Source organism: Nisaea denitrificans DSM 18348 (assembly GCF_000426505.1).
In the GTDB taxonomy this organism is placed as follows: domain Bacteria; phylum Pseudomonadota; class Alphaproteobacteria; order Thalassobaculales; family Thalassobaculaceae; genus Nisaea; species Nisaea denitrificans.
The window spans coordinates 223599-247630 of the sequence record NZ_KE384531.1 but is presented as its reverse complement, the minus strand read 5'-3'; the positions used below and the strand labels follow the sequence as shown (position 1 = coordinate 247630).

Annotated in this window: 27 protein-coding genes; 15 read left to right on the top strand and 12 right to left on the bottom strand. The window is 60.8% G+C overall.

Features of this window, described 5'->3' with window-relative positions:
* Positions 1 to 36: 36 nt before the first annotated feature.
* From K328_RS0118120 to K328_RS0118110, 3 genes are all read right to left on the bottom strand, one after another.
* Complete coding sequence (locus K328_RS0118120) at positions 37 to 462, bottom strand: phasin family protein (RefSeq protein ID WP_028467176.1); 426 nt, start codon at positions 460 to 462, stop codon at positions 37 to 39.
* Positions 463 to 648: 186 nt separating this feature from the next.
* On the bottom strand, positions 649 to 1239 hold the full coding sequence (locus K328_RS26030; protein ID WP_051285095.1) for a TetR/AcrR family transcriptional regulator: 591 nt from the start codon (positions 1237 to 1239) through the stop codon (positions 649 to 651).
* Between the two features lie 68 nt (positions 1240 to 1307).
* Positions 1308 to 1748 carry an Lrp/AsnC family transcriptional regulator gene (locus tag K328_RS0118110; protein WP_036554884.1) on the bottom strand — a complete coding sequence of 147 codons (441 nt, stop codon included), beginning with the start codon at positions 1746 to 1748 and terminating at the stop codon, positions 1308 to 1310.
* 102 nt (positions 1749 to 1850) lie between these two features.
* On the opposite strand from K328_RS0118110, the gene K328_RS0118105 reads away from it, so the two are divergent.
* Positions 1851 to 2177, top strand: a complete 327-nt coding sequence (locus K328_RS0118105; protein WP_245577589.1) for a cupin domain-containing protein — start codon at positions 1851 to 1853, stop codon at positions 2175 to 2177.
* Here K328_RS0118105 and proC read toward each other — a convergent pair whose 3' ends face one another.
* The 3 genes from proC to K328_RS24770 all read right to left on the bottom strand — a co-directional run bounded on the left by proC (position 2178) and on the right by K328_RS24770 (position 4078).
* Positions 2178 to 2990, bottom strand: coding sequence for a pyrroline-5-carboxylate reductase (proC, locus tag K328_RS0118100; protein WP_028467173.1), 813 nt, complete (start codon positions 2988 to 2990; stop codon positions 2178 to 2180).
* Positions 2991 to 2997: 7 nt separating this feature from the next.
* Positions 2998 to 3501 (bottom strand): type III secretion system chaperone family protein, encoded by a 504-nt coding sequence (locus tag K328_RS0118095; protein WP_028467172.1) that lies wholly within the window; start codon positions 3499 to 3501, stop codon positions 2998 to 3000.
* A gap of 229 nt (positions 3502 to 3730) precedes the next feature.
* The gene (locus K328_RS24770) at positions 3731 to 4078 is read right to left on the bottom strand and encodes an accessory factor UbiK family protein (protein WP_051285093.1); all 348 of its coding nucleotides are present in this window, start codon (positions 4076 to 4078) and stop codon (positions 3731 to 3733) included.
* Positions 4079 to 4272: 194 nt separating this feature from the next.
* Here K328_RS24770 and rfaD point away from each other — a divergent pair, with 194 nt between their 5' ends.
* The 10 genes from rfaD to ychF all read left to right on the top strand — a co-directional run bounded on the left by rfaD (position 4273) and on the right by ychF (position 13875).
* On the top strand, positions 4273 to 5265 hold the full coding sequence (gene rfaD / locus K328_RS0118085) for an ADP-glyceromanno-heptose 6-epimerase (RefSeq protein WP_028467171.1): 993 nt from the start codon (positions 4273 to 4275) through the stop codon (positions 5263 to 5265).
* Positions 5266 to 5282: 17 nt separating this feature from the next.
* Complete coding sequence (lgt, locus tag K328_RS0118080) at positions 5283 to 6098, top strand: prolipoprotein diacylglyceryl transferase (RefSeq protein ID WP_028467170.1); 816 nt, start codon at positions 5283 to 5285, stop codon at positions 6096 to 6098.
* Positions 6095 to 7225, top strand: a complete 1131-nt coding sequence (locus K328_RS0118075; RefSeq protein WP_028467169.1) for a class I SAM-dependent methyltransferase — start codon at positions 6095 to 6097, stop codon at positions 7223 to 7225. The genes lgt and K328_RS0118075 overlap by 4 nt, the downstream gene beginning before the upstream one ends.
* Complete coding sequence (gene pgeF / locus K328_RS0118070; RefSeq protein ID WP_028467168.1) at positions 7222 to 7986, top strand: peptidoglycan editing factor PgeF; 765 nt, start codon at positions 7222 to 7224, stop codon at positions 7984 to 7986. Before K328_RS0118075 ends, pgeF begins: the two co-directional genes overlap by 4 nt.
* Before the next feature lie 3 nt (positions 7987 to 7989).
* A complete protein-coding gene (locus tag K328_RS0118065; protein WP_028467167.1) occupies positions 7990 to 9138 on the top strand; it encodes a M24 family metallopeptidase in 1149 nt (382 codons plus the stop codon).
* A 105-nt stretch (positions 9139 to 9243) separates the two neighbouring features.
* Complete coding sequence (locus K328_RS0118060; protein ID WP_028467166.1) at positions 9244 to 10173, top strand: hypothetical protein; 930 nt, start codon at positions 9244 to 9246, stop codon at positions 10171 to 10173.
* Between the two features lie 142 nt (positions 10174 to 10315).
* Positions 10316 to 11251, top strand: coding sequence for a ribose-phosphate pyrophosphokinase (locus tag K328_RS0118055; RefSeq protein WP_028467165.1), 936 nt, complete (start codon positions 10316 to 10318; stop codon positions 11249 to 11251).
* Between the two features lie 153 nt (positions 11252 to 11404).
* Positions 11405 to 12049, top strand: a complete 645-nt coding sequence (locus K328_RS0118050) for a 50S ribosomal protein L25/general stress protein Ctc (protein ID WP_028467164.1) — start codon at positions 11405 to 11407, stop codon at positions 12047 to 12049.
* A 56-nt stretch (positions 12050 to 12105) separates the two neighbouring features.
* Entirely contained in the window at positions 12106 to 12768 is a 663-nt protein-coding gene (pth, locus tag K328_RS24765) for an aminoacyl-tRNA hydrolase (protein WP_036554879.1), read from the top strand.
* Positions 12769 to 12771: 3 nt separating this feature from the next.
* Positions 12772 to 13875, top strand: coding sequence for a redox-regulated ATPase YchF (gene ychF / locus K328_RS0118040; RefSeq protein ID WP_028467163.1), 1104 nt, complete (start codon positions 12772 to 12774; stop codon positions 13873 to 13875).
* 12 nt (positions 13876 to 13887) lie between these two features.
* Here ychF and K328_RS0118035 read toward each other — a convergent pair whose 3' ends face one another.
* Together K328_RS0118035 and K328_RS0118030 are read right to left on the bottom strand one after the other, a co-directional pair.
* Positions 13888 to 14760: a bile acid:sodium symporter family protein gene (locus K328_RS0118035; protein ID WP_028467162.1), complete on the bottom strand. Its 873-nt coding sequence runs from the start codon at positions 14758 to 14760 to the stop codon at positions 13888 to 13890.
* Positions 14761 to 14876: 116 nt separating this feature from the next.
* Entirely contained in the window at positions 14877 to 15362 is a 486-nt protein-coding gene (locus K328_RS0118030) for a P-loop nucleotide/nucleoside kinase family protein (protein WP_028467161.1), read from the bottom strand.
* 263 nt (positions 15363 to 15625) lie between these two features.
* Here K328_RS0118030 and K328_RS0118025 point away from each other — a divergent pair, with 263 nt between their 5' ends.
* Complete coding sequence (locus K328_RS0118025) at positions 15626 to 16294, top strand: dienelactone hydrolase family protein (protein ID WP_028467160.1); 669 nt, start codon at positions 15626 to 15628, stop codon at positions 16292 to 16294.
* An 88-nt stretch (positions 16295 to 16382) separates the two neighbouring features.
* The gene (locus K328_RS24760) at positions 16383 to 17993 is read left to right on the top strand and encodes a cation:proton antiporter family protein (protein ID WP_051285091.1); all 1611 of its coding nucleotides are present in this window, start codon (positions 16383 to 16385) and stop codon (positions 17991 to 17993) included.
* 37 nt (positions 17994 to 18030) lie between these two features.
* Here the strand turns inward: K328_RS24760 and K328_RS0118015 are convergent, their stop codons facing one another.
* The gene (locus K328_RS0118015) at positions 18031 to 19668 is read right to left on the bottom strand and encodes a long-chain-fatty-acid--CoA ligase (protein WP_084608391.1); all 1638 of its coding nucleotides are present in this window, start codon (positions 19666 to 19668) and stop codon (positions 18031 to 18033) included.
* Between the two features lie 157 nt (positions 19669 to 19825).
* Here K328_RS0118015 and K328_RS0118010 point away from each other — a divergent pair, with 157 nt between their 5' ends.
* A complete protein-coding gene (locus K328_RS0118010; RefSeq protein ID WP_028467158.1) occupies positions 19826 to 20653 on the top strand; it encodes an SDR family NAD(P)-dependent oxidoreductase in 828 nt (275 codons plus the stop codon).
* 159 nt (positions 20654 to 20812) lie between these two features.
* The gene (locus tag K328_RS0118005; RefSeq protein ID WP_028467157.1) at positions 20813 to 21181 is read left to right on the top strand and encodes a hypothetical protein; all 369 of its coding nucleotides are present in this window, start codon (positions 20813 to 20815) and stop codon (positions 21179 to 21181) included.
* Positions 21182 to 21196: 15 nt separating this feature from the next.
* On the opposite strand, the gene K328_RS0118000 is transcribed toward K328_RS0118005, so the two are convergent.
* From K328_RS0118000 to K328_RS0117990, 3 genes are read right to left on the bottom strand one after another with little or no spacing between them, the layout of a single operon-like run.
* On the bottom strand, positions 21197 to 22195 hold the full coding sequence (locus K328_RS0118000; RefSeq protein ID WP_028467156.1) for an MDR family oxidoreductase: 999 nt from the start codon (positions 22193 to 22195) through the stop codon (positions 21197 to 21199).
* The gene (locus K328_RS24755; protein ID WP_051285089.1) at positions 22192 to 22731 is read right to left on the bottom strand and encodes a GNAT family N-acetyltransferase; all 540 of its coding nucleotides are present in this window, start codon (positions 22729 to 22731) and stop codon (positions 22192 to 22194) included. Before K328_RS24755 ends, K328_RS0118000 begins: the two co-directional genes overlap by 4 nt.
* Before the next feature lie 9 nt (positions 22732 to 22740).
* Positions 22741 to 23907 (bottom strand): acetyl-CoA acetyltransferase, encoded by a 1167-nt coding sequence (locus K328_RS0117990; protein WP_028467155.1) that lies wholly within the window; start codon positions 23905 to 23907, stop codon positions 22741 to 22743.
* Positions 23908 to 24032 lie beyond the last annotated feature (125 nt).

Genomic DNA, 24032 nt, shown 5'->3' with positions numbered 1-24032 from the left:
GGCTCCAACGGCTCTTCGCACTCTCTCGGGGAAAGCTTATTTCTTGCCGGTCAGGGACTGGACTTCTTCGAGGCTTTCGTTGATCCGCTTGTTGATCACTTCGAAGGCTTCCTGGTTCGATTTCGCGAGCATCTCGGAGATTTCACGAAGGTTCGTAACAGTGCGCTCGATCGTGGTCTTCACGGTCTCGGTCTGCTTCGCGATCCGGTCTTCCGGTGCACCCTGCGTCATCAGATCGCCGAGGGTCTTCTGGGATTCCTCGACAGCCTGCTGGAAGAGTTCGGCCTGACGCTTGCCAATGGCCTGAAGACCTTCCACAGCCAGCTGGTTGGCGTTGGTGATGGCTTCGATATTCTTCTGCTGCGCGTTCATCAGCGCGTCTGCATCGATGCCGGGCATCTTGAAGTCCATCATCATCTTCTGGAAATCAAGATTGAGAAAAGGGTTTTCCTGCTTGGCCATTGAACGTCTCCACATTTTTGACCCCGTATTACGCGTGTCATCATGACCGGGATACGGTGGTTATTTTTCGCGTCGCAGCGTCATATTGCACTGCATCATCCGCCTTGATATCGGTGTATCCAAGGTAAATGTCAAGAAATATGTTGCACCGCAACAAAATCCTCACCCGCCCGAAAAATCCCTTTTTCAGCTGCGCCTTTTTCGCCCGATAGGCGTGGACGCAACAATCTCGTCAAGCTGTCTCAGCCGCTTGTCGAGCGCGGCCATGGTCGGGCCAAGATCCTCGCTCTCATCCTTGAGCCACACCTGCATAACTGAAATACAGAGTGCGCCCAGAACCTTACGACGCAGACAACCGAGCGGCCCGCGATCTCCGAGGCCGGTCTGCCGAAGGACCATGCCCATCGCCGGAGAAAGGCGGGTCAAACCAGCAAGCGTCATACAGGGGTCCAATCGCGCCGCGGCAAGGATCGCCACATAACCGTCCCGACGCTCCTGCAACAGCTCGAACCGGGTCATGATTGCGTCAAAAAGCCGCTCCGGAACCGGCAGGGATGGATCGCATGCGTCTTCATCAACCGTCGCGTCGGCGAGCCGTTCGAACCGGTCCGCCAGGGCATTCAATATCGCGCGTTTGCCTGGATAAAGACTGATGACTTCTGGCGCGGAGAACCCGGCCCTATCGGCCACCATCTCAACGGTCAGGTCACGCCAACCCTGTTCGCCCGCGACCTGGAGAACCGTATCAAGGATCTTGTCGCTATTCACCGGTTCCATAGCTCGCTCCTGTTGACGTCCCTTTCACATATGTCCCGGTCGGGTATCAAAACAACCGCGTACCTCGGTCACCCCTGATACTCGTCCAGCACCACCACTGCCGTCGCGGTCGAGACATGCTCAATTGCCGAGATCCGGTCGACCAGAGCAGACAAGGCCTGTGTATCGGCAACCCTCACAAGGACCACCGCATCCGTCGGCCCCGCCACGGAAAACAGTCTCTCGACTCCCGGTAAAGCCTGAAGATGCACAAGGACAGGTGCACAAGGCCGCTCCGAAATTGTGATGGAAACAAGAGCGGCGATAGTTGGCAAATCGTCCGCCACCGAGATAACTGCCGTATAGCCGAGGATGACGCCCGCCTTTTCCAGGCGCCGTATACGATCCTGCACCGCCGTTCTCGACAGGCCGAGTTTACGGCCTAGGTCAGACGCGCTGGTACGGCCATGCTCCTTCAGCAGAGCCAGTAAACGCCGGTTCGTTGGATCCAGCTTTCCGTCTTTTCGCATGACGCCCTCCAAAATTCACGCCCTTTTGCAAGGCAGATACGTCAGCCCGCAAATTGCCAGCCCTGTCGTTTCCTGCGACCAAGGAACGATCCTGAAACCGTGATGATGGCCCCCACAATGAAGCACTATAACGCCGCAGACTTCCGCCCCTCAAAGGCCTGGCAAGCGCTGGATATCGAGGTTATCGCGAATGCCAGCGTACGGCTGCACTGGACTGACAAAGCCTACAAATGGCACGTGAATGATGGCCCGGAAGTTTTCGTCGTGCTCGACGGCGAAGTCGACATGAAATACCTGGATGGAACTGAAATACGGTCCATCCGCCTGACACCGGGGGACATCTTCCACGCCGAGGACGGAGATTCGCATGTCGCCGAGCCGATCGGCGAAGCCAGAATACTCGTTATTGAACAGGAAGGCAGCGTGTAGCTAGCCTGCAAGTTCCCGGGAACGGTCCGCCGCCGCTTTCAGCGCTTTCTCGAAGACCGGACCGATACCGTCATCAGCCATCAGGACCTTGAGGGCTTCCGCCGTCGTCCCGCCCGGGCTGGTGACGTTCTGCCGGAGCTGTGCCGCCGGCTCGGAGGATTGCCGGGCAAGCTCACCCGCGCCGGAAACGGTGGCCGCAGCCAGCCGCATGGCGAGATCTGCCGGAAGGCCAAGCTTCTCGCCGGCGGCAGCCATAACCTCGATCACCAGGAACACATATGCGGGACCACTGCCCGAAACAGCTGTGACCGCATCGAGCATGCCTTCTTCAGGGACCTCAAGCGCTTCACCGACAGCGGACAGCAGGTCGCCCGCCAGGTTCATCTGTTCCTGGCTGGCGGCCTTGTTGCCGACATAGGCGGTGATCCCGCGTCCGACCGCAGCCGGCGTATTCGGCATGGACCGGATAATCGCGGCGTCGGAGCCGAGCAGACTCTCGAAGTACTGGATGGTCTTGCCGGCGGCGATGGAGAGAAAGGCAGTCTCCGGGCCGGCATAGCGGGCGAGCGGAGCCGCCGCATCCATCATCTGGGGCTTGAGCGCCAGCATGATCATGCCCGGATGGAAATCGTCCGGGACGTCCGCAATATCCCGGACGATCGTCACACCGTCGATGCCTTCGAATTGAGCCGTCGCGGCCTCGGAATGTTCGATGACGCAGATGCCATGAGCGGCGTAGCCTTTTTCAAGCCAGCCTTGAAGAAGGGCGCCGCCCATTTTGCCGCATCCGAGCAGCAGGAGAGATTTGTTCATTGGAATCTCAAGCTTCTCCGACAACATCCAGCAGCGAGGCCTGCATGGCCTCTTCCGCCGACTTGCCGCCCCAGATGACGAATTGGAACGCGGGGAAAAAGCGCTCGCATTCGGTCAGGGCAACATCGACCAGATCCTCAAGCTGCTCGACGCTCGCGGATTGCGCGCCGCGCAGCAGACACGTCTGCCGGAACATCGGTGTCCCGTCCTCGGTGGAGAGGTCGAAATGTCCGAGCCAGAGTTTCTCGTTGATCATTGCAAGCAGGGAATGGACCTCGCGCCGTTTCTCGACCGGAACCCGGCTTTCAAAAATGCACGAGAAGTGAAGTGCTCCCATATCCTCCTGCCAGAGGAAAAAGAGCCGGTAGTCAGCCCAGCGGCCTTGGATTTCGACGGCAAGCTCATCTGTGCTCGCACGCTCGTGAGCCCAATCATTGGCTCCGACAATTTCCTCCATCAGGTCTAACGGATTACGGGGAACTTCAACCGTTTCGACGTAAGTCAGAGACATACTATCAAACCCCCTCTGAGAGGTGCGCTGTCCGGCGCTCCGGGACGATCGTAGACAGGGAAGCTCGGTCCGTCAGACCGCGATTAACAGCCCGACTAGATCTAGCGTGGTACCAATCGCCAAGTACCACGAGGAGTAGCCTCTCAAATGCGAAACCCGCGATCAACCTATATTTCGTGGGTCGCGTCCGAAATATTGGTACATTTAGTTTTCTTTAGAAAACAGCGGCTTATTTGTTCTTTGCCGTATCCGTCGATGCCGATTTGGCGGAAGCCGTTGTTTTTGCCTGCTTTGGCGCCCGGCGCGTTGTCTTCGCCTTGGCCTCCTTGAGGCTTGCGAGCTCCTTTTCGAGCATTGCAACCCGTTGCGCAAGCGCTTCCTGCTCGGAGCGTGCCTTGTTCGCCTGCTCGCGCACAACCGCGAACTCCTCATAGGTCACGAGGTCATGTTCGCCGAGATAACGCTCGAACTGCTGCCGAATCATCTGTTCCATCTCTTCGCGAACACCGGCGGCGGCGGACATAGCGCCATTCGCCATCTTGGCGATGTCGTCGAAAAACCTGTTATTCGTCTGCATCGGCGGCTCCTCCTATCTGGCCACGGCTGCCGCATAATCGGCAGAAGTACGGGGCACAAGCAGCGTCCGTCCCCAGACCTACTACTTTCGAGCTTGCGAAAGCAATCGGCGTCGGGCGAGAAACGTTCATATAGAGCCAATAAGCGCGACAGGCAGATCGTGGGTCTGTTTGTCGCAGCAGCGGAGGAACGAGCATGATTGTCGTTACAGGCGGGGCCGGATTTATCGGATCGAACCTGGTTGCCGCACTCAGCGAACGCGAAGACCTGGCCCGGGACATTGTGGTCTGCGACGTCCTCGGCACGGGCGAGAAGTGGCGCAACATCGCAAAGCGCGAGCTGGCCGACATCATCCCACCCGAGGACCTGTTCAGCTTTCTCAACTCGCACAAGGACATGGTCGAGACCGTGTTTCATCTTGGCGCCAGCTCCTCGACCACCGAACGCGATGCCGATTTCATCGTGAAGCAGAACTTCCGCACCTCCGTCGATCTGTGGAAATGGTGCGCCGAGAATGACGCGAGGCTGATCTACGCCTCGTCCGCTGCGACCTATGGCGACGGCAGCGAGGGGTTTGAGGATGATGCCAGCATCGACGGCCTCGCCGGTCTGCAGCCGCTCAATCCCTATGGCTGGAGCAAGCACCTGTTTGACCGCCGGATCGCCCGGCTGGTTGCCGAGGGGCGTAAGACTCCGAAACAGTGGGCCGGCCTCAAATTCTTCAATGTCTACGGCCCCAACGAATCCCATAAGGGTAGCCAGCAGAGTGTGGTGGCGCAGATCTACCCGCGCGCAGCAGCCAACCTGCCGGCCACTCTTTTCCGCTCACACAACCCGGATTACGAGGATGGCGGACAGCTTCGCGATTTCGTCTGGGTCGGCGATTGTGTGGACGTGATGATCTGGCTGCACGACACGCCGGATGTCTCCGGCCTGTTCAATCTCGGCACCGGCCAGGCCCGCTCCTTCGGCGATCTCGCCCGCGCTGTTTATGTCGCGCTTGAGAAGGACCCGCGAATCGATTTCGTCGATACGCCGGTGGAGATCAGGGACCGTTACCAGTACTTCACCGAAGCATGCATGGAAAAGCTTCGGGACGCCGGATATCCGGGCCAGTTCACCCCGCTTGAAGAAGGTGTACGGCGTTACGTCCAGGACTATCTCGATACCGAAGATCCTTATCGCTGAGCGCGGGAGCGACACTGATGGAGCAGGCTGGCCTGCCTTTCCCGAATATCGATCCGGTGATCTTCTCCATCGGACCGTTCGCCGTCCGCTGGTACGCACTGGCCTATATTGCCGGCCTGATGCTCGGCTGGCGTTATTGCGTCCATCTGTGCCGCCGCGCTCCGCGCTTCATGGACCCGTCCTCGCTGGATGACCTGCTGGTCTACGCCACGCTTGGCGTGGTGCTCGGAGGGCGTCTCGGCTACGTGCTGTTCTACAACCTCCCCTACTACCTCGAAAACCCGGCGCAAATTCTCATGGTCTGGCAAGGCGGCATGGCTTTCCATGGCGGTATGCTCGGCACGCTCGTCGGGTTGTTTCTGTTCGCCCGGAGGCGCGGCATCAATCCGCTTCTGGTTGGCGACATCGTGGCGGCGGCTGCACCGATCGGCCTTTTCTTCGGTCGCATCTCGAACTTCATCAACGGCGAGCTCTTTGGCCGCGCCACCGATGTGCCATGGTCGATGGTGTTTCCGAATGGCGGCCCGATGCCGAGACATCCGAGCCAACTTTATGAAGCCGCGCTGGAAGGCCTGCTTCTGCTCGCTGTTATCGTGCTGCTGATCGCCCGCACCGATATCAGGCGCTATCCGGGTGCCATCGGCGGCCTGTTCTTCGCCGGATATGGCATCGCCCGCTTCACCGTCGAGTTTTTCCGGGAGCCCGATGCGCAACTCGGCTTCCTGTTCGCTGGCGCGACAATGGGGCAACTTCTTTCAATACCGATGATCCTGGTCGGAAGCTCAGTCATGATCTGGGCCCTCCGCCGCCCGCCGCTCTCTGATAACGCATGACGGCAAGCCCGCTTTCCACTCATCTGAAGGCCTTGATCGAGGCAGACGGCCCGCTCACCGTCGCGCGCTACATGCGGGAAGCCCTGCTGCACCCCGAACATGGCTATTACACAACGCGCGAGCCGTTCGGGATCGCGGGCGACTTCATTACCGCGCCGGAAATCAGCCAGGTTTTCGGCGAATTGATCGGCCTCTGGTGCGCCGCTGTCTGGCAGCAGACGGGCAGCCCGTCCGAAATTACGCTGGTCGAATTCGGCCCCGGCCGCGGCACATTGATGGCCGATGCCCTTCGCGCCGCCCGCATCGTGCCGGGTTTCCGCGACGCCATTGAGGTTCATCTCGTCGAAGCCAGTCCGAGGCTTCGCGCGCTCCAGCGCGAGACGCTGTCCGGTATCGAGGTCAGCTGGCATGACACAGCGGAAACGCTCCCGAGCCATCCGTCTCTGATCCTCGGCAATGAATTCTTCGATGCCCTGCCGATCCGGCAACTGATCCACCGTGATGGTATGTGGCGGGAGCGATGCATCGCCTGGGACAATGAAAGCGACGCCCTAGGCTGGTCGGATATGCCTGCACCAGTGCAATTGATTCGGCTGGTACCTTCCTCCCTGGCTCCGGGCGAGGGCGACATATTCGAGATCTGCGAGGACGGCCGCACGGTCGCGGAGCAGATCGCCCGGCATATTGCCATTTGTGGCGGCGCCGGACTGTTCCTCGATTACGGCCACGGCGAAAGTGCTTTCGGCGATACCTTCCAGGCACTGCGCAGCCACCAGTATGCGGAAGAGCTGGACAGGCCGGGGACCGCGGACCTGACCGCCCACGTCGACTTCAATGCACTTCTCGATAGCGCCGCATCCAGCGGGTGCACCTGCTTCGGCACCGTGACACAAGGACAATTCCTCTCCGCGCTTGGCATAGAGGCCCGGGTCGAGGCCCTTGTCGGAAAAGCCTCCCCCGCCCAGGTGGCAACAATCCGTAGCGGTGCGCGGCGCTTGATTGAACCCACCGAAATGGGCACGCTGTTCAAGGCAGTGGCAATCGCCGCACCGGGAGTGGGTGCACTTCCCGGTTTCGGCCCGCCGCGGGGCCTGTCGGTGCGTGAAACGGGAGCCTTTTCAGGGTGATCCAACTTGACGAGATGAACACGGACAAAATCCGCCACGCTTTCTATACAAGGCGCGGCGGGGTCAGCCAGGGGATCTACCGCTCGCTCAATTGCGGGCTCGGTTCCGGCGACTCGCGAAAAGCTGTCGTCGCCAACCGGGCACGAACCATGGCCGCACTCGATTGCGATGCAGAGTCCCTTTTCACCTGCAACCAGATCCATTCCGCAGTCGTCCATGTCATCGACAGCAACGAGCGGCCGGAAGAACCTCCACGCGCCGACGGCATGGTAACCACGCTCAAGAATGTCGCCCTCGGCGTTCTGACAGCGGATTGCACGCCTGTTCTGTTTTCCGACCCGGGAGACGGCATCATCGGCGCCTGCCACGCAGGCTGGCGCGGCGCCCTGAACGGCGTCATGGAAGCGACGGTCGACGCGATGATCGAACTCGGTGCACGGGCGGACAACATCCAGGCAGCCGTCGGCCCATGCATCGGCCAGACATCCTACGAGGTCGGCCCGGAATTTCCGCAGTCCTTCCTTGAGCAGGACAAGAACAACGCCGCCTTCTTCAGCGCCAGCGCGCGCGAGGGGCACTTCCAGTTCGACCTCTCGAACTACTGCACTTCGCGTCTGTCCCGTCTCGGGCTGGGTGAGATCTACCGGCTGGATTGCGATACCTGCAAGGACGAGCCGAACTTCTTCAGCTATCGACGTTCACGTCTGCGCAACGAGCCGGATTACGGCCGGCAGCTCTCAACCATCGTCATATCGGAGTAGCGCGTGCTGCACTTCACTGATCAGGAACTCGCGGATCGCCGCGCGCGGACTATTGCCCTTATGCAGGAGCGCGGTCTCGACGGCCTGCTGATGTTCCGCCAGGAGAGCATGTTTTATCTGACCGGATATGACACGTTCGGCTTCTGCTTCTTCCAGTGCCTCTATCTCGGCGCGGACGGGCGGCTGGCCCTGATGACCCGGGCGCCAGACCTCCGGCAAGCACAGAATACCAGCATGATCCAGGATATCAGGATCTGGGTGGACCGGGACGGCGCGACACCGGCGCGTGAGCTGAAAGCGATGCTGAGCGAATTCGGCGGCGGCGGGAAGACGTTCGGGATTGAATACGCAGCCTATGGCCTGAATGCACGGAACGGCATGGCGATCAACGCAGAGCTGGAAGACTTCTGCACATTGATCGACAGTTCCGAGCTGGTCTCGGAACTCCGTGTGGTGAAATCGCCCGCAGAGCTGGCCTATGTCCGTCGCGCTGCCGAGCTGGCAGACGATGCCCTCGTCGCCGGACAGGAGCTGACCGCACCCGGCGCCTTTGAGGGAGACATACTCGCCGCCATGCAGGGGGCTGTCTTCAAGGGGGGCGGAGATTATGCCGGCAACGAGTTCATCATCGGCTCCGGCTCCGACGCCCTGCTCTGCCGCTACTTTACCGGCCGCCGCACGCTGGACGCCGAGGATCAACTGACATTGGAGTTCGCCGGGGCATACCGGCACTACCATGCCTGCATGATGCGCACGCTCCCGATCGGAAAGCCGAAGCCGGAGCATGACGACATGCACAGCGCCTGCGTGGAAGCACTGCAGGCATGCCGCGAGGCACTACGCCCCGGCAATATCGTCGGCTCGGTTTTCGACGCGCATGCCGGTGTTATGGACCGGCGCGGATACAGCCATGCCCGGATGAATGCGTGCGGTTATTCGCTGGGGGCAGTCTTCGCGCCGATCTGGATGGATTATCCGATGTTCTATCATGGCAACCCGGTTGAAATCCGCCCCGGCATGGTGTTCTTCGCACACATGATCCTGATGGACAGCGATAAGGATCTCGCAATGACCCTCGGTGAAACCTTCATTGTCACGGAAGATGGAAACGAGCGTTTGTCGAAGCTTCCGCTCGACCTTGTCCGCAAGTAACACCCCGGGAAAGAAGTCGACGGATGCCTCACCTCCAGATCCTGTTCGCCGCCGCAATCATCGGGCTGCTTGTCAGCTGCGTCCTGGTGATTTAAGCCCCCGATCATGAAAGACAGCCTCCCGTGCCGGGACTTTTCCGCGTTCCTTCTCATTCTGCCGGTACTGCTGGCACTGTTCCTGACCGGCTGCGGAGAAATACCCCGCCCGTTCAGCCGACAGCCTCACGAGAAGCCTGCCGTCGAATTTTTTCTCGCCCCCGAAGCCGCCGGCATTTACGTCGAGCCAATTGAGGGACCTGTGGGCTGGGTCGGAGAAGCGATGGCGGCGGCAATCTCGAAATCGCTGGTCGAGCATAATGTCATCGCGAGCGTCAGTGCCCGGAACAAACGCAGTTATGTCCTGAGAGGTCAGGGCTATCAGCAACTCCATGTCGGCCAGCCGGCCGAACTTGTCCTTGATTGGGAGCTGAGTGATCCATCCGGCAAGGTCATCGGAGAGAAACGCGTCTCGTCGACCCCGCCCCCCGCATTCTGGGAGGCGCCTATCGCCGCTCATTTCCGGGATATCTCCAACCAGAATGCGCCAGGCATCGCAGCCTGGCTGCTCCCGCAGCTGGAAACCGTGGCCGCGGCCGATCTTCCGGGACTCTATGTCGATTTGATAGAAGGCAAGGCCGGCAGCGGGAACGCCATCCTGCGCCAAGCCCTGCTACGCAAGCTTCGCGCCCGCGGCGTAACCATAGAGAACAGCATCGCGACTGCGGAAAGCACCCTCTCGCTAAAGGGCAAGATCGACATCAAGCCAATCAATGCGGATACGGATATCGTCGCCATATCCTGGCGCCTTATCGATCCCGTCGGCAGAGAAATTGGCGTGATAGACCAGCAGAACGCGGTACCTTCCGGCAGCATGGATGACAATTGGGTCGCCGCCTCCCCGGTTATTGCTGACGGTGCCCTGCAGGGCCTGTTGCCGCTGCTGCGGGCGTATGAGCGCCAAAGAATAGGCGAGAAACCTGTCACAAAGCGGCAATAACCCTTGCGCGCTTTCAACACGCGCTGATATGTTCCGCCCGCTTCTACTGATGCTGGTTTCCTCGAGATCAGGCACAGCAAGATAGGGATTTCACCGCTCCTTTCCCAACCGAGATCACAGGGCACGAATGTCAGACGTTCGTATGAAGATCCTGGCCTGTAACAGTAACAGGCCTTTGGCGGAAACAATTGCCGCCTACCTCAACATGCCATTGGCAAAAGCCGACATCCGCCGGTTCTCGGACATGGAAGTGTTCGTCGAGATCCAGGAGAACGTGCGCGGGGAAGACGTCTTCGTCATCCAGCCGACCTCCTATCCCGCGAATGACAATCTGATGGAACTGCTGGTCACGCTCGACGCGCTGAAACGCAGCTCGGCACGGCGCATCACGGCTGTCATCCCCTACTACGGCTATGCCCGTCAGGATCGAAAGTCGGGTTCCCGGACGCCGATTTCCGCCAAACTGGTCGCCAACCTGATCACCTCCGCCGGCGCCGACCGGGTGCTGACCATGGATCTCCATGCGGGGCAGATACAGGGTTTCTTCGATATCCCGACAGACAACCTGTTCGCCGCACCCGTGTTCCACAAGGACATCACGGAGCGCTACGGCGATGAGGAAATCACCATCGTCTCGCCCGATGTCGGCGGTGTCGTGCGCGCCCGTGCGCTGGCCAAGCCGCTGAACGCCGATCTGGCGATCATCGACAAGCGCCGCGAACGTGCAGGTGTATCCGAGGTCATGAACATCATCGGTGACGTGAAAGACCGGCGCTGCATCCTGGTCGACGATATCGTCGACAGTGGCGGTACCCTCTGCAACGCGGCCGAAGCCCTGATGGCCTCGGGCGCGGTGTCCGTCGATGCCTATATCACGCACGGCGTTCTCTCCGGTGGCGCGGTCGCCCGCATCACCTCCTCGCCGCTGCAGTCCCTGGTCACCACCGACAGCATCCAGACCACGGAAGCCGTCCGGGTAGCCCGGAATATCCGGCAGATTTCGGTCGCGCCGCTGCTTGGGGAGTCGATCCGGCGGATCAGCGAAGAGCGCTCGGTTTCCAGCCTCTTCAACTTCTAGACCTGTCGCGCCGGACCGGTATCCCGGTCCGGGCCGCTTTGCGCTAGCTTTTTCCGGCGAAAGCCACTAAAACGCCCCGCTCATCCGTTCCGCCTTGCGGGCTGGCACCCCTGGAGGTCAGCCGCACGCGGAACATCTTTATTGGAGAATAAAATGTCTGATGTGATCGCACTGAGAGCCCAGACGCGTGACCGGGTCGGTAAGGGGTCCGCCCGTGCCGCCCGTCGCGCGGGGCTCATCCCGGCCGTAATCTACGGCGACAAGAAAGACCCGGTTTCCGTAACCCTGAATGAACGCGCACTGACGAAGCTGCTTCATCAGACCGGTTTCTTTTCGACCCTGATCGACCTCGAAGTCGACGGCAAGAAGCACAGCGTACTCGCCCGTGACGTCCAGCTGCACCCGGTCACCGATCGTCCGGAGCATGTCGATTTCCTTCGGGTCAGCGCCAGCTCGACGATTACAGTCGAAGTGCCGGTTGAGTTCATCAATGAAGAAGAGTGCCCAGGCCTCAAGGCCGGTGGTGTTCTGAACATTGTGCGGCATGAAGTCGAAGTTAGCTGCCGTCCGGACCAGATGCCGTCTTCACTGACGCTTGATCTGTCCGGCTGGAATGTCGGCGACAGCATCCACATCAGCGCGATCGAACTTCCGGAAGGTGTCACCCCGACGATCACCGATCGGGACTTCACCGTGGCAACCATCGCCGCACCGTCCGCGATGAAGAGTGAAGCCAGCGAATCCGAAGACGAGGACGAAGATACGGCTGAAGAAGCCGAAACCGAGTCCGAAGACTAATCGGCCACGCCGTGCCCGCCTCCTCGCGAGGCGGCCCGGCGGGAGGGGACCGAGCGATGTTTTTGTTCGTTGGCCTTGGAAATCCCGGGGCGAAATACGAGCTGACGCGCCATAACATCGGCTTTCTCGTCGCGGACGAAATTGCCTCAAGCTATGGTTTCGGTCCTTTCCGGTCACGCTTTCAGGCCCTCACCGCCGACGGTACCGTCGGCGGTGAGAAGGTCCTTCTGATGAAACCGACCACCTTCATGAACGATTCCGGCCGCGCGGTCGGCGAAGCGGTCCGGTTCTTCAAGATCCCTCTCGAGAACATCATCGTCTTCTATGACGAGATCGACCTTGCCCCGGGCAAGCTGCGCGTGAAGCGCGGTGGCGGCTCCGGCGGCCACAACGGTATCCGCAGCCTCGATGCCCATATCGGCAAGGAATACTGGCGGGTCCGGCTCGGCGTCGGCCATCCGGGTGACAAGGATCGCGTGAAAGATTACGTTCTGCAGGATTTCGCGAAGGCGGAACGCACCGGCTGGCTTTCGAAACTCGTGCCCGCCGTCGCCGACGAAGCGGACCTTCTGGTCCGTGGTGACGAAAGCGGTTTCATGAGCCGGGTCAGTCAGGCCGTGTTTCCGCAGCGCCCGAAGCCGCCAAAACCGCCGAAACAAAACAACAAGCCGGACCCAGCCAAGGCTGACGGCGCCAGCGATAACAGTCAGGAAAATTAAGTCATGGGCTTCAAGTGCGGCATCGTTGGCCTGCCGAATGTTGGCAAATCCACCCTCTTCAACGCGCTGACCGAAACGGCAGCAGCGGAAGCGGCGAACTATCCGTTCTGCACCATCGAGCCGAATACCGGCCGGGTGGCCGTGCCGGACCCGCGGCTCGACAAGCTAGCCGAACTCGCCAGCTCGAAAGCCATCCTGCCGACCCAGCTTGAATTCGTCGACATTGCCGGTCTGGTGCGCGGCGCCAGCAAGGGCGAAGGGCTGGGCAACCAGTTCCTCGCCAATATTCGTGAGGTCGACGCTATCGTGCATGTGCTGCGCTGCTTCGCCTCCGACGACATCACCCATGTCGAAGGATCTGTCGACCCGCTACGGGATGCGGAGACCATCGAGACCGAGCTGATGCTGTGCGACCTCGACAGCCTGGAGCGCCGGATCTCCCCGCTGGAAAAGAAAGCCAAGTCCGGCGACAAGGATGCGAAGATCCAGGTCGCCATCATGACCAGGCTTCTGGAAGCCCTGCGCGACGGCAAGCCGGGCCGCTCCATCGATGACTGGAGCACGGAAGAGCAGAAGATCGTCGCGACCCTGCAGCTGCTGACCACCAAGCCGGTGCTCTATGTCTGCAATGTCGACGAGGAAAGCTCGGCCGAGGGCAACGAATATTCCGCCAAGGTGTTCGAGATGGCGAAAGCCGAGGGCGCCGTCGCCGTTGTGATCTCAGCCGCGATCGAGTCGGAGATTGCCCAGCTCGGCACCGCGGAAGAGAAAGCCGAATTCCTGGAAACCCTCGGCCTTGAGGAGACCGGGCTTGCCCGTGTGATCCGCGCCGGCTACAGCCTGCTCGACCTGCTGACCTTCTTTACGGTCGGCCCGAAGGAAGCTCGCGCATGGACCGTCGGCCGGGGCGCCAAGGCCCCGAACGCGGCAGGCGTGATTCATACCGATTTCGAGCGCGGCTTCATCCGGGCGGAAACCATCGCCTATGACGATTTCGTCGCCTGCGGCGGCGAGAGCGGCGCCAAGGAAGCCGGCAAGATGCGGGTCGAGGGCTCGGAATACCTGGTGAAGGACGGTGACGTCTTCCACTTCCGCTTCAACGTCTGACCTCAATAGCTTTCACTCGGCATTGGCGGCGGGTAACAACTTCCGCCGGGCCAGCGCAAGAAACAGCAGCCCGGTCGCGAACATGATCAGGCTGTATGTTGCCGCTGGAATGACGTAAGCGCCGCCGCCGAAGAGCAGCACGCCCACCGCGATGGCGAGGGTGCCGTTCTGAAGGCCGCATTCAATACAGATCGAAATTCTCTGCTCCGGCCCGCTGCCAAGCGCTTGGGCGCCGAGGAAGGCGAGCACCATCATGACGATGTTCAGTGCAAGCGTGACCAGTCCGGCTTCGGCAAAATACGCCACCACATTTTCCCACTCCTGCAGAATTGCGCCCGCAAGTACGAGTACGAAAAACAGGGTCGAGAGCTTGGTGGCGTAAGGTACGCAACGGTCCGTCAAATCGGACACGAAGTGACGCACCGCCATGCCGAGCAGGACCGGCACGGTAACGATCAGGAAGATGCTGATTGCGGTTTTGCCGATCGAGACTTCCCCGGCCAGTGCCTCACCGACAATCTGTTGATAAGCCATACCAAGAACCAGCGGGATGGTTACCACGCTGAGTAAACTGGCGACCGCGGTCAGCGACACCGAAAGCGCGACGTCTCCTCTTGCAAGCGAGGTCAGGAAATTCGATGTCACGCCGCCCGGCGCCACCGCGATCAACATCACTCCCATGGCAATTTCGGGGGCCAAAGGCCAACTGGAAACCAGAAGAAAACCAACGAGCGGCAACAGCAGCATCTGGAAGACCAGACCGGTCACCATGTCTCGTGGCTGCGTCAGCAATCGGCTGAAATCGGAAATCCGGAGCCCCAGCCCCAAGGTGAACATCATGAAAGCCAGGACCAAAGGCAGGACGATGTCAGTGACGATCCCCATTTCGAACCTCGTTATTCAATTTTGACCGCCCCTCGGCGTGCCGGGGATTTCCCCAATATCACAAAGGGTTCGTGAAGGCTTCAAAAGGATGGCACAGGGCCAGATCCGGTATCCGTTCAGAGCCCGCCATGCACAATGAGAGCGAGTCCCTCATCCTGCTCCGGCGTCTCGAAATATCGGGAGATCAGGTCGAAATCCGCATCGCTCGGCGCGAAGGCATGTGTTCCGCTCGCATTGCGCTTGCGGAGACGGTCGCGGCATTGCGCTTCGGAGAGATCGAGATAATGCAGGATCGGCAAAACCTCCGCCGCTTCGGCCATCTCCCGCATCCAGGCCCGCAGGCTCCGCGTATTGGCCGGGAAATCCAGCGCCACAGTTGTGCCGCCGCGCAGCAGGGAGATCAGATGCGGCTCCATGACCGACCGCAGCCGGGCGGAATACCGGACATAATCATCGAAGCTCTTCAGCTCTGGCCCATACAGTTCGCTCATCCAGTCATCCTCGCAGATCAGCAGAGCGTCGGACTGATGGGACAGGCGTTTGGCGAAAGTGGATTTACCGGCGGCGATCTTGCCGCAGAACAGATGCAATATGGTGGACATGGCGCTTTACCGTTTCCGGGTCTAAGCCCGGCTGCGGGCGTAACCCGCGGGTTTTGGAACAAGGGTATACGATGACCCGGCCTGTTGGTCAGACCGGGTCGGTAATAACTCGGCGCACCACGAGGGTCGCCGCCTTGTTCAGAAGCGCGTTCATGCCTTTTGACTAACGCATCATGCGGTGCCCGTCACGCGGAAACCGCTTTGCCATCTGCAGGCGCTGGCTCTAGAGTCCGCCGCACGGAGCCAAGCCACCGGAGGGACTGATGGGCGAGTTCATGCAATTGACGGCGTCGGACGGGCACAAATTCGACGCATATCTGGCACAGCCGAGCGGCAAGCCCCGCGGCGGCGTGGTTGTCGTTCAGGAAATTTTCGGCATCAACGCGCATATCCAGAGCGTGGCGGATGATTATGCGGCGCAGGGTTATCTTGCGATCGCACCGGCACTCTTTGATCGGATCGAGCCGAAGATCGAACTCGGTTACGAGGCCGACGATATCGAGAAAGGCCGGGACTACAAGGAACGTTCCGATACCGACGCGGCATTGCTGGACATAGCGGCCGCTCGGGAGACCGTGGCGGCAGCCGGCAAGGTCGGCGTGGTCGGCTATTGCTGGGGCGGGTTCCTCGCCTGGCTGGCAACGACACGGATCGACGGTTTTTCCGCCGGCGCGAGTTATTACGGCGGCGGCATCGGCTCGGTTGCCGAGGAGAAGCCGAAATGCCCGGTCATCTGCCATTTCGGCGAACAGGATCATGCAATCCCGAAGGACGATGTCGACAAGGTCCGCGCCGCACACCCGGAGTTGACGGTCAACATGTACCCGGCCGGACACGGCTTCAACTGCGACCACAGAGGCAGCTTCGACGCCACAAGCGCCGAGATCGCCCGGGAGCGGACGCTGGAGCTGTTCGTCCAGCATGTCGGCTAGGTCTCGGATGACTAAGACCGCGGCGCTTGCGTAAGCGTCGCGGTTGTATCCAGAGCGTTGGCAGAACCCAGCAAGCGAGCGCAGAGATTTGGAATCCCTTGATATCTCGATCGACTACCGTGATCCGGCTTGGATAGCTGTCGCTTTTCTGTCCGGTTTGGCGGTACGACAAATCAGCCTGCCGCCAATGGTCGGCTTCCTGATCGCAGGTTTCGTCCTGCATTTGCTTGGTGCCGAAGACGGCCCGTTTCTTCGCGCCGTTGCCGATATGGGCGTCACGCTGCTGCTCTTCACCATCGGCCTGAAGCTGAGGGTCAACACACTCTTCAGGCCGGAAATATGGGCGACGACGACCATTCACATGGCGCTCAGCGTCGGCTTCGCTCTCAGCTTCATACTAACCCTCGGCTGGGCAGGTTTTCTGCTCTTCAGCGAGGTCAATTTTGGCAGCGCACTCATCGCCGCATTCGCCCTGTCGTTCTCGAGCACGGTCTTCGCCGTAAAGATCCTGGAAGACCGTGGATCACTGATGTCCCGTTACGGTCAGGCCGCCATCGGGATCTTGATCATGCAGGATATCGCCGCTGTGGTGTTCCTGGCTTTTTCGTCAGGAAAACTGCCCTCCCTTTGGACATTCGCCCTTCTCGCTCTCATTCCGGCGCGTCATCTCCTAGCCTCCATCATGGATCGGACAGGGCATGGAGAATTGCTTGCCATATTCGGCTTCAGCATGGCGCTTGGCGGCGCATCGCTTTTCGAACTGGTGGGGATGAAAGGAGACCTCGGCGCGCTTGCCGTGGGCGTCCTGCTATCCCACCACGCGAAGGCGAAGCAGTTGTCCAACAACCTGATGACCTTCAAGGACGTGTTTCTCGTCGGTTTCTTCCTGACGATCGGCCTGACGGGCCTTCCCACTTGGGAAACAGCGGCAACCGCCCTTGTCCTTATGATCCTCATTCCGGTCAAGGCGGTGTTGTTTGTCATCTTGCTTCAGCGGTTTCGGGTGCGCGCCCATGGCGCGGCATTCGGTGGCCTGGTTCTCGGCAACGATTCCGAATTCGGGTTGATCGTTGTCGCGATCGCCATCGGAACCGGTTGGCTTCAACCCGAATGGTTGACCGTAGTCGCCATTTCGCTCTGCGCGTCTTTAATCCTCTCGTCGTTCTTCAACGTCTATGCGAACTCGATCTACAACCGGTTCCATTCGGGACTGACCAGATTGGAATCCCCGCGGCGGCTTCCCGGCGACGAGGATATCGATCTGGGCGGTCACCGGTTCCTGATTTTCGGCATGGGCCGCGTCGGACGCGCGGCCTATGACGAGATGCGGGAGCATGCTCGGGGTATGATCGTCGGCATCGACCTGGACGAGGCCCAGGTTGAGCGAAACCTGAAGGAAGGCCGCAATGTCGTGCTCGGAGACGCAACCAATCCCGAATTCTGGTCCCGGCTCATCACGCCGCACCAGGAAATCGAGATGATTCTGGTCGCGACACCCAATCACAGCACCAACATCGAAGCCGCGAACAGGATGCGGGAGCGCGGTTACAAGGGCCCGATCGTCTCCACTGCGCTGTATCCGGACCAGGAACAGGAGCTGCACGACAATGGCGTCGACGAGGTCTTCAACATTTACGAAGAGGCGGGCAGCGGTGCCGCAAAGCGGATGCGCGCTCTGCTGGGTGGGCAAGAGACCTGAGTAGAGGCTTACCACCTCGACCCAAGACCACGCGCCGTCACACGCCGGGTAGCCGGTAGTCCCTGAACTGCTCGCGCAAGGTCATCTTGGACAGCTTGCCGGTTGCAGTGTGGGGGAGTTCGTCGACGAACACCACATCGTCGGGCAGCCACCATTTCGCGACCCTGCCGCCGAGAAACTCCTGCATCTCTCCAGCAGTCAGCCGCGACCCGTCCTGCAGGACCGTGACCAGCAATGGCCGCTCTACCCATTTCGGATGCGGCACCGCGATCACCGCACATTCGGCAACGTCCGGATGCGCCAGCGCCGCGCTCTCCAGATCGATCGAGCTGATCCATTCCCCGCCAGACTTGATGACATCCTTGGTCCGGTCCACGAGGAACAGGAAACCCTCAGGGTCGATCCGGGCAACATCGCCGGTCTTCAGCCAGCCCTCTTCGTCGAACGCGCCATCCGTCGCCTCGTCGTCATTGAAATAGGCACTCATGATGGCGGCCCCGCGCACATGCAGCTCGCCGAAAGCAACCCCGTCATGGGGCAGGCGGTTGCCATCGCCGTCGACGATCTTGAACTCGACCCCGAACATGCGGCGCCCCTGCGCCGTCTTCAAATGCATGCGCTCTTCTTCCGGCATGGCACGCTGCCGGGCGTAGAAGACACCGACGGAGCCGACCGGGCTCATTTCGCTCATGCCCCAGCCATGCACGACGGTGACACCGAAATCCCGCTCGAATTCCTCGATCATCGGTTTCGGCGCGGCTGAACCGCCGATCAGCACGCAGTCGAACCCGTCCGGCTTGCGGCCATGCTTGCGCATCTCGGCGAGCAGACCGAACCAGACTGTCGGCACCCCCCAGCTCGTGTTCACCTTTTCCTGATCCATGAAGGCGAAAAGCCCCGGCCCGTCGAGCCGCGGCCCCGGAAGCACGAAATCGGTGCCGACAAGCGGCGCGGCAAAGGGCAGGCCCCAGGCATTCACGTGAAAAAGCGGCACCACTGGCAGAAGCGAACGCTCGGGGCTGAGGCCGATGCTCTGCCCGACCGCCAGCAGCCCCATGGTATGGATCAGGGTCGAGCGATGGGAATAGAGCACGCCCTTCGGATTACCGGTCGTCCCCGAGGTGTAGCAGAGCCCGGAGGCCTGACGTTCATCCAGATCAGGCCAGATGATGGTGTCAGGCTGCCCGGTGAGCAGATCCTCATATGCCAGAACGTTCAGGCTGGTCTCCGGTAAATCTTCAGCCGCGCACATCACCACATAGCGCAGGTCCGGCGGCAACCGGTCCGCCAGCTTCTCCACCAGCGGCAGGAAGCTGGTCTCCAGAAACAGAACCCGGTCTTCGGCATGGCCAACGATGTAGAGGATCTGATCCTCGAAGAGCCGGGGGTTGATCGTGTGGCAGACCGCGCCGATGCCCGAGATCGCGTAATAGAGCTCGAAATGCCGGTAGCCGTTCCAGGCCAGCGTCGCCACCCGGTCACCGTCTCCGATGCCGAGCTGACGCAGCGCATGGGCCAGCCGTGAGACGCGCCTGTGCACATCGGCATAACTGTAGCGGTGCACGTCTCCCTCGACCCGGGCCGATATCACCTGGGCATCGCCGTGAATTTCGGCGGCAAAATCAAGGATGCTCGGAACCGTCAGGGGACGGTCCATCATATTGCCTGGCAGCATGTATTTCCTCCCTCGCGCCAGCCCGCTCTCCGGCCGGCTGCGGCGCGATCGAGGAGGACTCTAGCAAGGCCGGGTCTGCTTTGAACAGATCCCCCGGCATTGCCCGGCATACAGGTCCGCGCCATAGTCACCCCGTCGCGCCGACAGGGAGGGCTTCATGACACATCCAGCATTCGCCGAAGGAAATGTAGCGGTAATCACAGGCGCTGCCCTCGGCATCGGACGGGCCGCCGCGCTGCACTTTGCCGAGATGGGTATTAAGGTGTGTCTGGTCGACCTGCCGTCCGACGATCTGGTGACGGCAACGGCGGAGGTCATCGCGAAGGCGGACGATGCTGCGAATATCATCGCCGTCCCGACCGATGTCTCCGACCCGGACCAAATAAAGAAACTTGAGAAGGCCGTACGGGAAAAATTCGGCGGTGCGGACATCCTGCTGAACAATGCCGCGTCCCGCACGGGACGCGGTTTCGACGGAGATATCGAAGATTGGCGCCACCTCGTCGAGGTCAATCTATGGGGTGTGATCTACGGCACGCGCGCCTTCCTGCCGGGCATGCGGGACCGCGGCACCCCTGCCGTGATCGTCAATACAGGCTCCAAGCAAGGCATCACCAACCCGCCGGGCCACCCGGTCTACAATCTTAGCAAGGCGGCGGTGAAATCATTCACGGAAAGCCTCGCGCATGAGCTGCGCAGCACCGGTGTGGAAAATGTGACGGCACATTTGCTGATACCGGGCTGGACGACAACCGGCAAGAACGAGCATCGGCCAGGTGCCTGGCTGCCGGAACAGGTCATTGAACGCATGTTGCAGGGGATAGAGGCCGGATCGTTCTACATCGTCTGCCCCGACGATGAAGTCAGTGAAGAGGAAGATCGCCGCCGCATTCTCTGGGGCGCGGCCGACATAACAGAGGACCGCCCGGCCCTCTCACGCTGGGATCCGACCGTCGAGCATGCCTATCACGCATTCAAACCATAGCCCTAAGGCGTGTTGTCGCTCGATCATACCATTCGCCACCGTAATGAAAGAACATGCGGTCACGTTTAATAAACATGTGGTACGGCCCAGCCTGCCCTTCCTGATTACCCTGAAGCCCTACAACACACCAGTCAGTCCATTGGAAAGGGAACAGGAACAATGCAGGGAATGGTCGCCTTCATGAAGGCCGTACAGGAAGACGAGGCTCTTGCCGGAAGCTTCTACAAATTGGTTCAGGACGATGATGGCAGCGCGACTGACGAAACCGTCGCACAATTTGTCACTGCGAAGGGCTATTCGGTTACGGCCGACGATGCTGCGGCCTTTCGGTTGGCCGCTGCGCGGGCCGTCAATACCGAGTCCGGCGCCGACGGAGATCTTGATGACACGGACCTCGACGGGGTCTCCGGTGGAAACGGTGCCAGAACGATCTTCGGAGACATCGCCGAATTGGCCTCACCATCGGGCAAGAGCAACGATTTCTCGCGTGCCATGTGGGACGCCGATCGATTCCTGAGGAAGTGGTGACGCTCCTCGCCGACCTCAGCCGCCGGCGATCTCAATTACCGTCCGGCCGCGGACGGCGCCCTTGAGGATCGCCTTGCCGAGTTCCGGCAGATCTTCCATCGTGTGGCGCTCGATCATGTGATGCAGCTTCCGCATCGGAAGCTCCTTCGCGATCCGCTGCCAGACCTGCAGCCTGCGCTCTTTCGGGCACATCACGCTGTCGATGCCGAGGATGCTGACGCCACGCAGCAGGAAGGGCAGCACGGTGGTGTTCAGATCGTTCCCGCCGGCAAGGCCGACCGCGGCAACAGCACTGCCGTATTTCATCTGGGTCAGCAGGTTCGAAAGCGTGGTGCCAGCGACATTGTCGATGCATCCGGCAAACCGTTCGGCCGCCAGAGGACGTGACGGCGCCTCCGCCAGTTCGGCCCGGTCGATCACCTGGGAGACGCCAAGGTCGCGGAGGTAATCCGCCTGATCCGGTCGTCCGGTCGATCCGGCAACGCTGTAGCCGAGATTGGAAAGGATCGCGGTCGCAACGCTGCCGACGCCACCGGCCGCCCCGGTGACCAGCACATCGCCCTGATCCTTCGTCAGGCCATGCCGTTCCAGCGTGTCCACAGCAAGCATCGCGGTGAAACCGGCGGTGCCGATTGCCATGGCGTCGTCGAGCCCGAACCCGTCCGGCAGCTTGACCAGCCAGTCGCCCTTCACCCGCGCCAGTTCGGCATAGCCACCCCAATGCATCTCGCCAACCCGCCAGCCGGTCAGCACGACCTTGTCGCCCGGCTTGAAGTCAGGATGATCGGAAGTCTCGACGGTGCCGGAGAAATCAACACCCGGAATATGCGGGTAAGTCCGCACCAGCCGGCCGATCCCGTTCAACACCATCCCGTCCTTGTAGTTCAGCGTGGTGTAGGAAACGCGCACCGTCACATCGCCGTCTGGCAGATCCGCCATCGGCACCTGTTCGATCGCTGCCGTAACCTTTTTGTCCGCCTCGCGCAGCAGCACTGCTTTGAATGTGTCGCTCATCTGTTCCCCCCTGCTCCGAATGGCTTTCGCATCGCCACCCGTTTTTCGCTCGGAAAATTCGCCACTTCCGATTGCCAGGCGAGCCGAAGCGGCTCGTCCATTTCGTCCGGTGCCACGATGCCGAAACCGATGCGCTCATAATAGGGCGCATTCCACGGCACATCGATGAAGGTTGTCAGGCTGATATATGGGATGCCCCTGCCGGCGAAGAAGCGCTCCACCGCATTCAGGATTGCAGCGCCCAAGCGCGCGCCGGCATGGTCCGGATGCACGTCCAGTTCACGAAGATGCAGCCCGTCCCCCAATATCTTGAGGTGCGCCGCACCGACCGGACGGTCATCAGCATCGACCGCGACCCAGAGCCACCAATTATCCTGCGCCGCAGCCAAAGTCTCCGCGTCGTCAACCGGATCGCCGGCTGCTTCTGGATAGGGTGTCTCGAGAAACATGCGGCCCGCCGCCCGCTGGATGTCCCGGACGATTTCGATCTCGTCCGGGCGAGCCAGCCGGCACGGGCCGCCGGTACCGTCAGTCATTGATAGCCTTTAACGCAGCGGTTCGAGGATCGAGACGTAGTTCGCCACGGCGGCCCCGCCCATGTTGAAGATACCGCCCATCTTGGCGCCCTGGATCTGCATGTCGCCGGCATCGCCGCGCAATTGCATGGAGGTCAGGACGTGCATGGAAACGCCGGTGGCGCCGATCGGATGCCCCTTGGCCTTCAGGCCGCCGGACGGATTGACCGGAAGCTTGCCGTCCTTGTGGGTCCAGCCTTCCTTGACAGCACGGGCACCCTGGCCCGGTGCCGTCAGGCCCATCGCTTCGTACTCGATCAGCTCGGCGATGGTGAAGCAGTCATGGGTCTCAACGAAGCTGAGATCGTCCAGACCGACCCCGGCGGTGCCGAGCGCCTGCCGCCAGGCCTCGCCACAGCCTTCGAACTTGACGATGTCGCGCTTGGACAGCGGCAGGAAGTCGTTCACCTGCGCCGCCGCCCGGAAGGCGATGGCCTTGTCCCGGCCGAGCGCCGTCTCGACATCGGTCAGCACCAGTGCCGCCGCTCCATCGGAGACCAGCGAGCAGTCGGTGCGCTTCAGGGGACCTGCAACAAACGGGTTCTTCTCGGACTCGTTCCGGCAAAACTCGTAGCCAAGATCCTTGCGCATCTGGGCATAGGGATTATGCACGCCGTTGGCATGGTTCTTCGCCGCGATCATGGCAAGCGCGTCGGACTGGTCGCCATGGCGCTGATAATAAGCCTGGGCTATCTGACCGAAGACCCCGGCGAAACCGCCTTCAATACCGGCCTCTTCCTTCAGATAGCTCGCCTTCAGCAGCGTTTCGCCGATCTGCTTGCCCGGCAGCTTGGTCATCTGCTCAACACCGACGCAAAGCACGACGCGCGCTTTCTTTGCGGCAATCAGGTTCAGCCCCTGATGCACGGCGGCACTGCCGGTCGCGCAGGCATTCTCGACCCGGGTCGCCGGCTTGAAGCGGAAATCGTCGGAGCTCTGGAATACCAGGCTCGCGGTGAAGTCCTGAGGCGAGAAGCCGCCATTGAAATGGCCGAGATAGACGGCATCGACGTCTTTCGGCTCGAAACCGGCATCAGCCACAGCTTCCGAAGCAACCTTGACGATCATGCTCTCGACATCTTCGCCCTCATGCCTGCCAAAAGGCATATGGGACCAGCCGACGATACATCCGGTCATGAGACTTTCTCCCTCATTGTCAGCGCCGTGCGTATACGGCTTTGGTTTTCCCTAGCAGAAATCGGAGGACGAGTCCCAGTCGACAATGCTGCACCGCGGGATGTAAGCGGTGCCAATCAGGAAAG

Coding starts and splice junctions, on each gene's coding strand:
- K328_RS0118120 (WP_028467176.1), bottom strand. CDS start 462: ATGGCCAAGCAGGAAAACCCTTTTCTCAATCTTGATTTCCAGAAGATG.
- K328_RS26030 (WP_051285095.1), bottom strand. CDS start 1,239: ATGGAACCGGTGAATAGCGACAAGATCCTTGATACGGTTCTCCAGGTC.
- K328_RS0118110 (WP_036554884.1), bottom strand. CDS start 1,748: ATGCGAAAAGACGGAAAGCTGGATCCAACGAACCGGCGTTTACTGGCT.
- K328_RS0118105 (WP_245577589.1), top strand. CDS start 1,851: ATGATGGCCCCCACAATGAAGCACTATAACGCCGCAGACTTCCGCCCC.
- proC (WP_028467173.1), bottom strand. CDS start 2,990: ATGAACAAATCTCTCCTGCTGCTCGGATGCGGCAAAATGGGCGGCGCC.
- K328_RS0118095 (WP_028467172.1), bottom strand. CDS start 3,501: ATGTCTCTGACTTACGTCGAAACGGTTGAAGTTCCCCGTAATCCGTTA.
- K328_RS24770 (WP_051285093.1), bottom strand. CDS start 4,078: ATGCAGACGAATAACAGGTTTTTCGACGACATCGCCAAGATGGCGAAT.
- rfaD (WP_028467171.1), top strand. CDS start 4,273: ATGATTGTCGTTACAGGCGGGGCCGGATTTATCGGATCGAACCTGGTT.
- lgt (WP_028467170.1), top strand. CDS start 5,283: ATGGAGCAGGCTGGCCTGCCTTTCCCGAATATCGATCCGGTGATCTTC.
- K328_RS0118075 (WP_028467169.1), top strand. CDS start 6,095: ATGACGGCAAGCCCGCTTTCCACTCATCTGAAGGCCTTGATCGAGGCA.
- K328_RS0118060 (WP_028467166.1), top strand. CDS start 9,244: ATGAAAGACAGCCTCCCGTGCCGGGACTTTTCCGCGTTCCTTCTCATT.
- K328_RS0118055 (WP_028467165.1), top strand. CDS start 10,316: ATGAAGATCCTGGCCTGTAACAGTAACAGGCCTTTGGCGGAAACAATT.
- K328_RS0118050 (WP_028467164.1), top strand. CDS start 11,405: ATGTCTGATGTGATCGCACTGAGAGCCCAGACGCGTGACCGGGTCGGT.
- pth (WP_036554879.1), top strand. CDS start 12,106: ATGTTTTTGTTCGTTGGCCTTGGAAATCCCGGGGCGAAATACGAGCTG.
- ychF (WP_028467163.1), top strand. CDS start 12,772: ATGGGCTTCAAGTGCGGCATCGTTGGCCTGCCGAATGTTGGCAAATCC.
- K328_RS0118035 (WP_028467162.1), bottom strand. CDS start 14,760: ATGGGGATCGTCACTGACATCGTCCTGCCTTTGGTCCTGGCTTTCATG.
- K328_RS0118030 (WP_028467161.1), bottom strand. CDS start 15,362: ATGTCCACCATATTGCATCTGTTCTGCGGCAAGATCGCCGCCGGTAAA.
- K328_RS0118025 (WP_028467160.1), top strand. CDS start 15,626: ATGGGCGAGTTCATGCAATTGACGGCGTCGGACGGGCACAAATTCGAC.
- K328_RS0118015 (WP_084608391.1), bottom strand. CDS start 19,668: ATGCTGCCAGGCAATATGATGGACCGTCCCCTGACGGTTCCGAGCATC.
- K328_RS0118010 (WP_028467158.1), top strand. CDS start 19,826: ATGACACATCCAGCATTCGCCGAAGGAAATGTAGCGGTAATCACAGGC.
- K328_RS0118005 (WP_028467157.1), top strand. CDS start 20,813: ATGCAGGGAATGGTCGCCTTCATGAAGGCCGTACAGGAAGACGAGGCT.
- K328_RS0118000 (WP_028467156.1), bottom strand. CDS start 22,195: ATGAGCGACACATTCAAAGCAGTGCTGCTGCGCGAGGCGGACAAAAAG.
- K328_RS24755 (WP_051285089.1), bottom strand. CDS start 22,731: ATGACTGACGGTACCGGCGGCCCGTGCCGGCTGGCTCGCCCGGACGAG.
- K328_RS0117990 (WP_028467155.1), bottom strand. CDS start 23,907: ATGACCGGATGTATCGTCGGCTGGTCCCATATGCCTTTTGGCAGGCAT.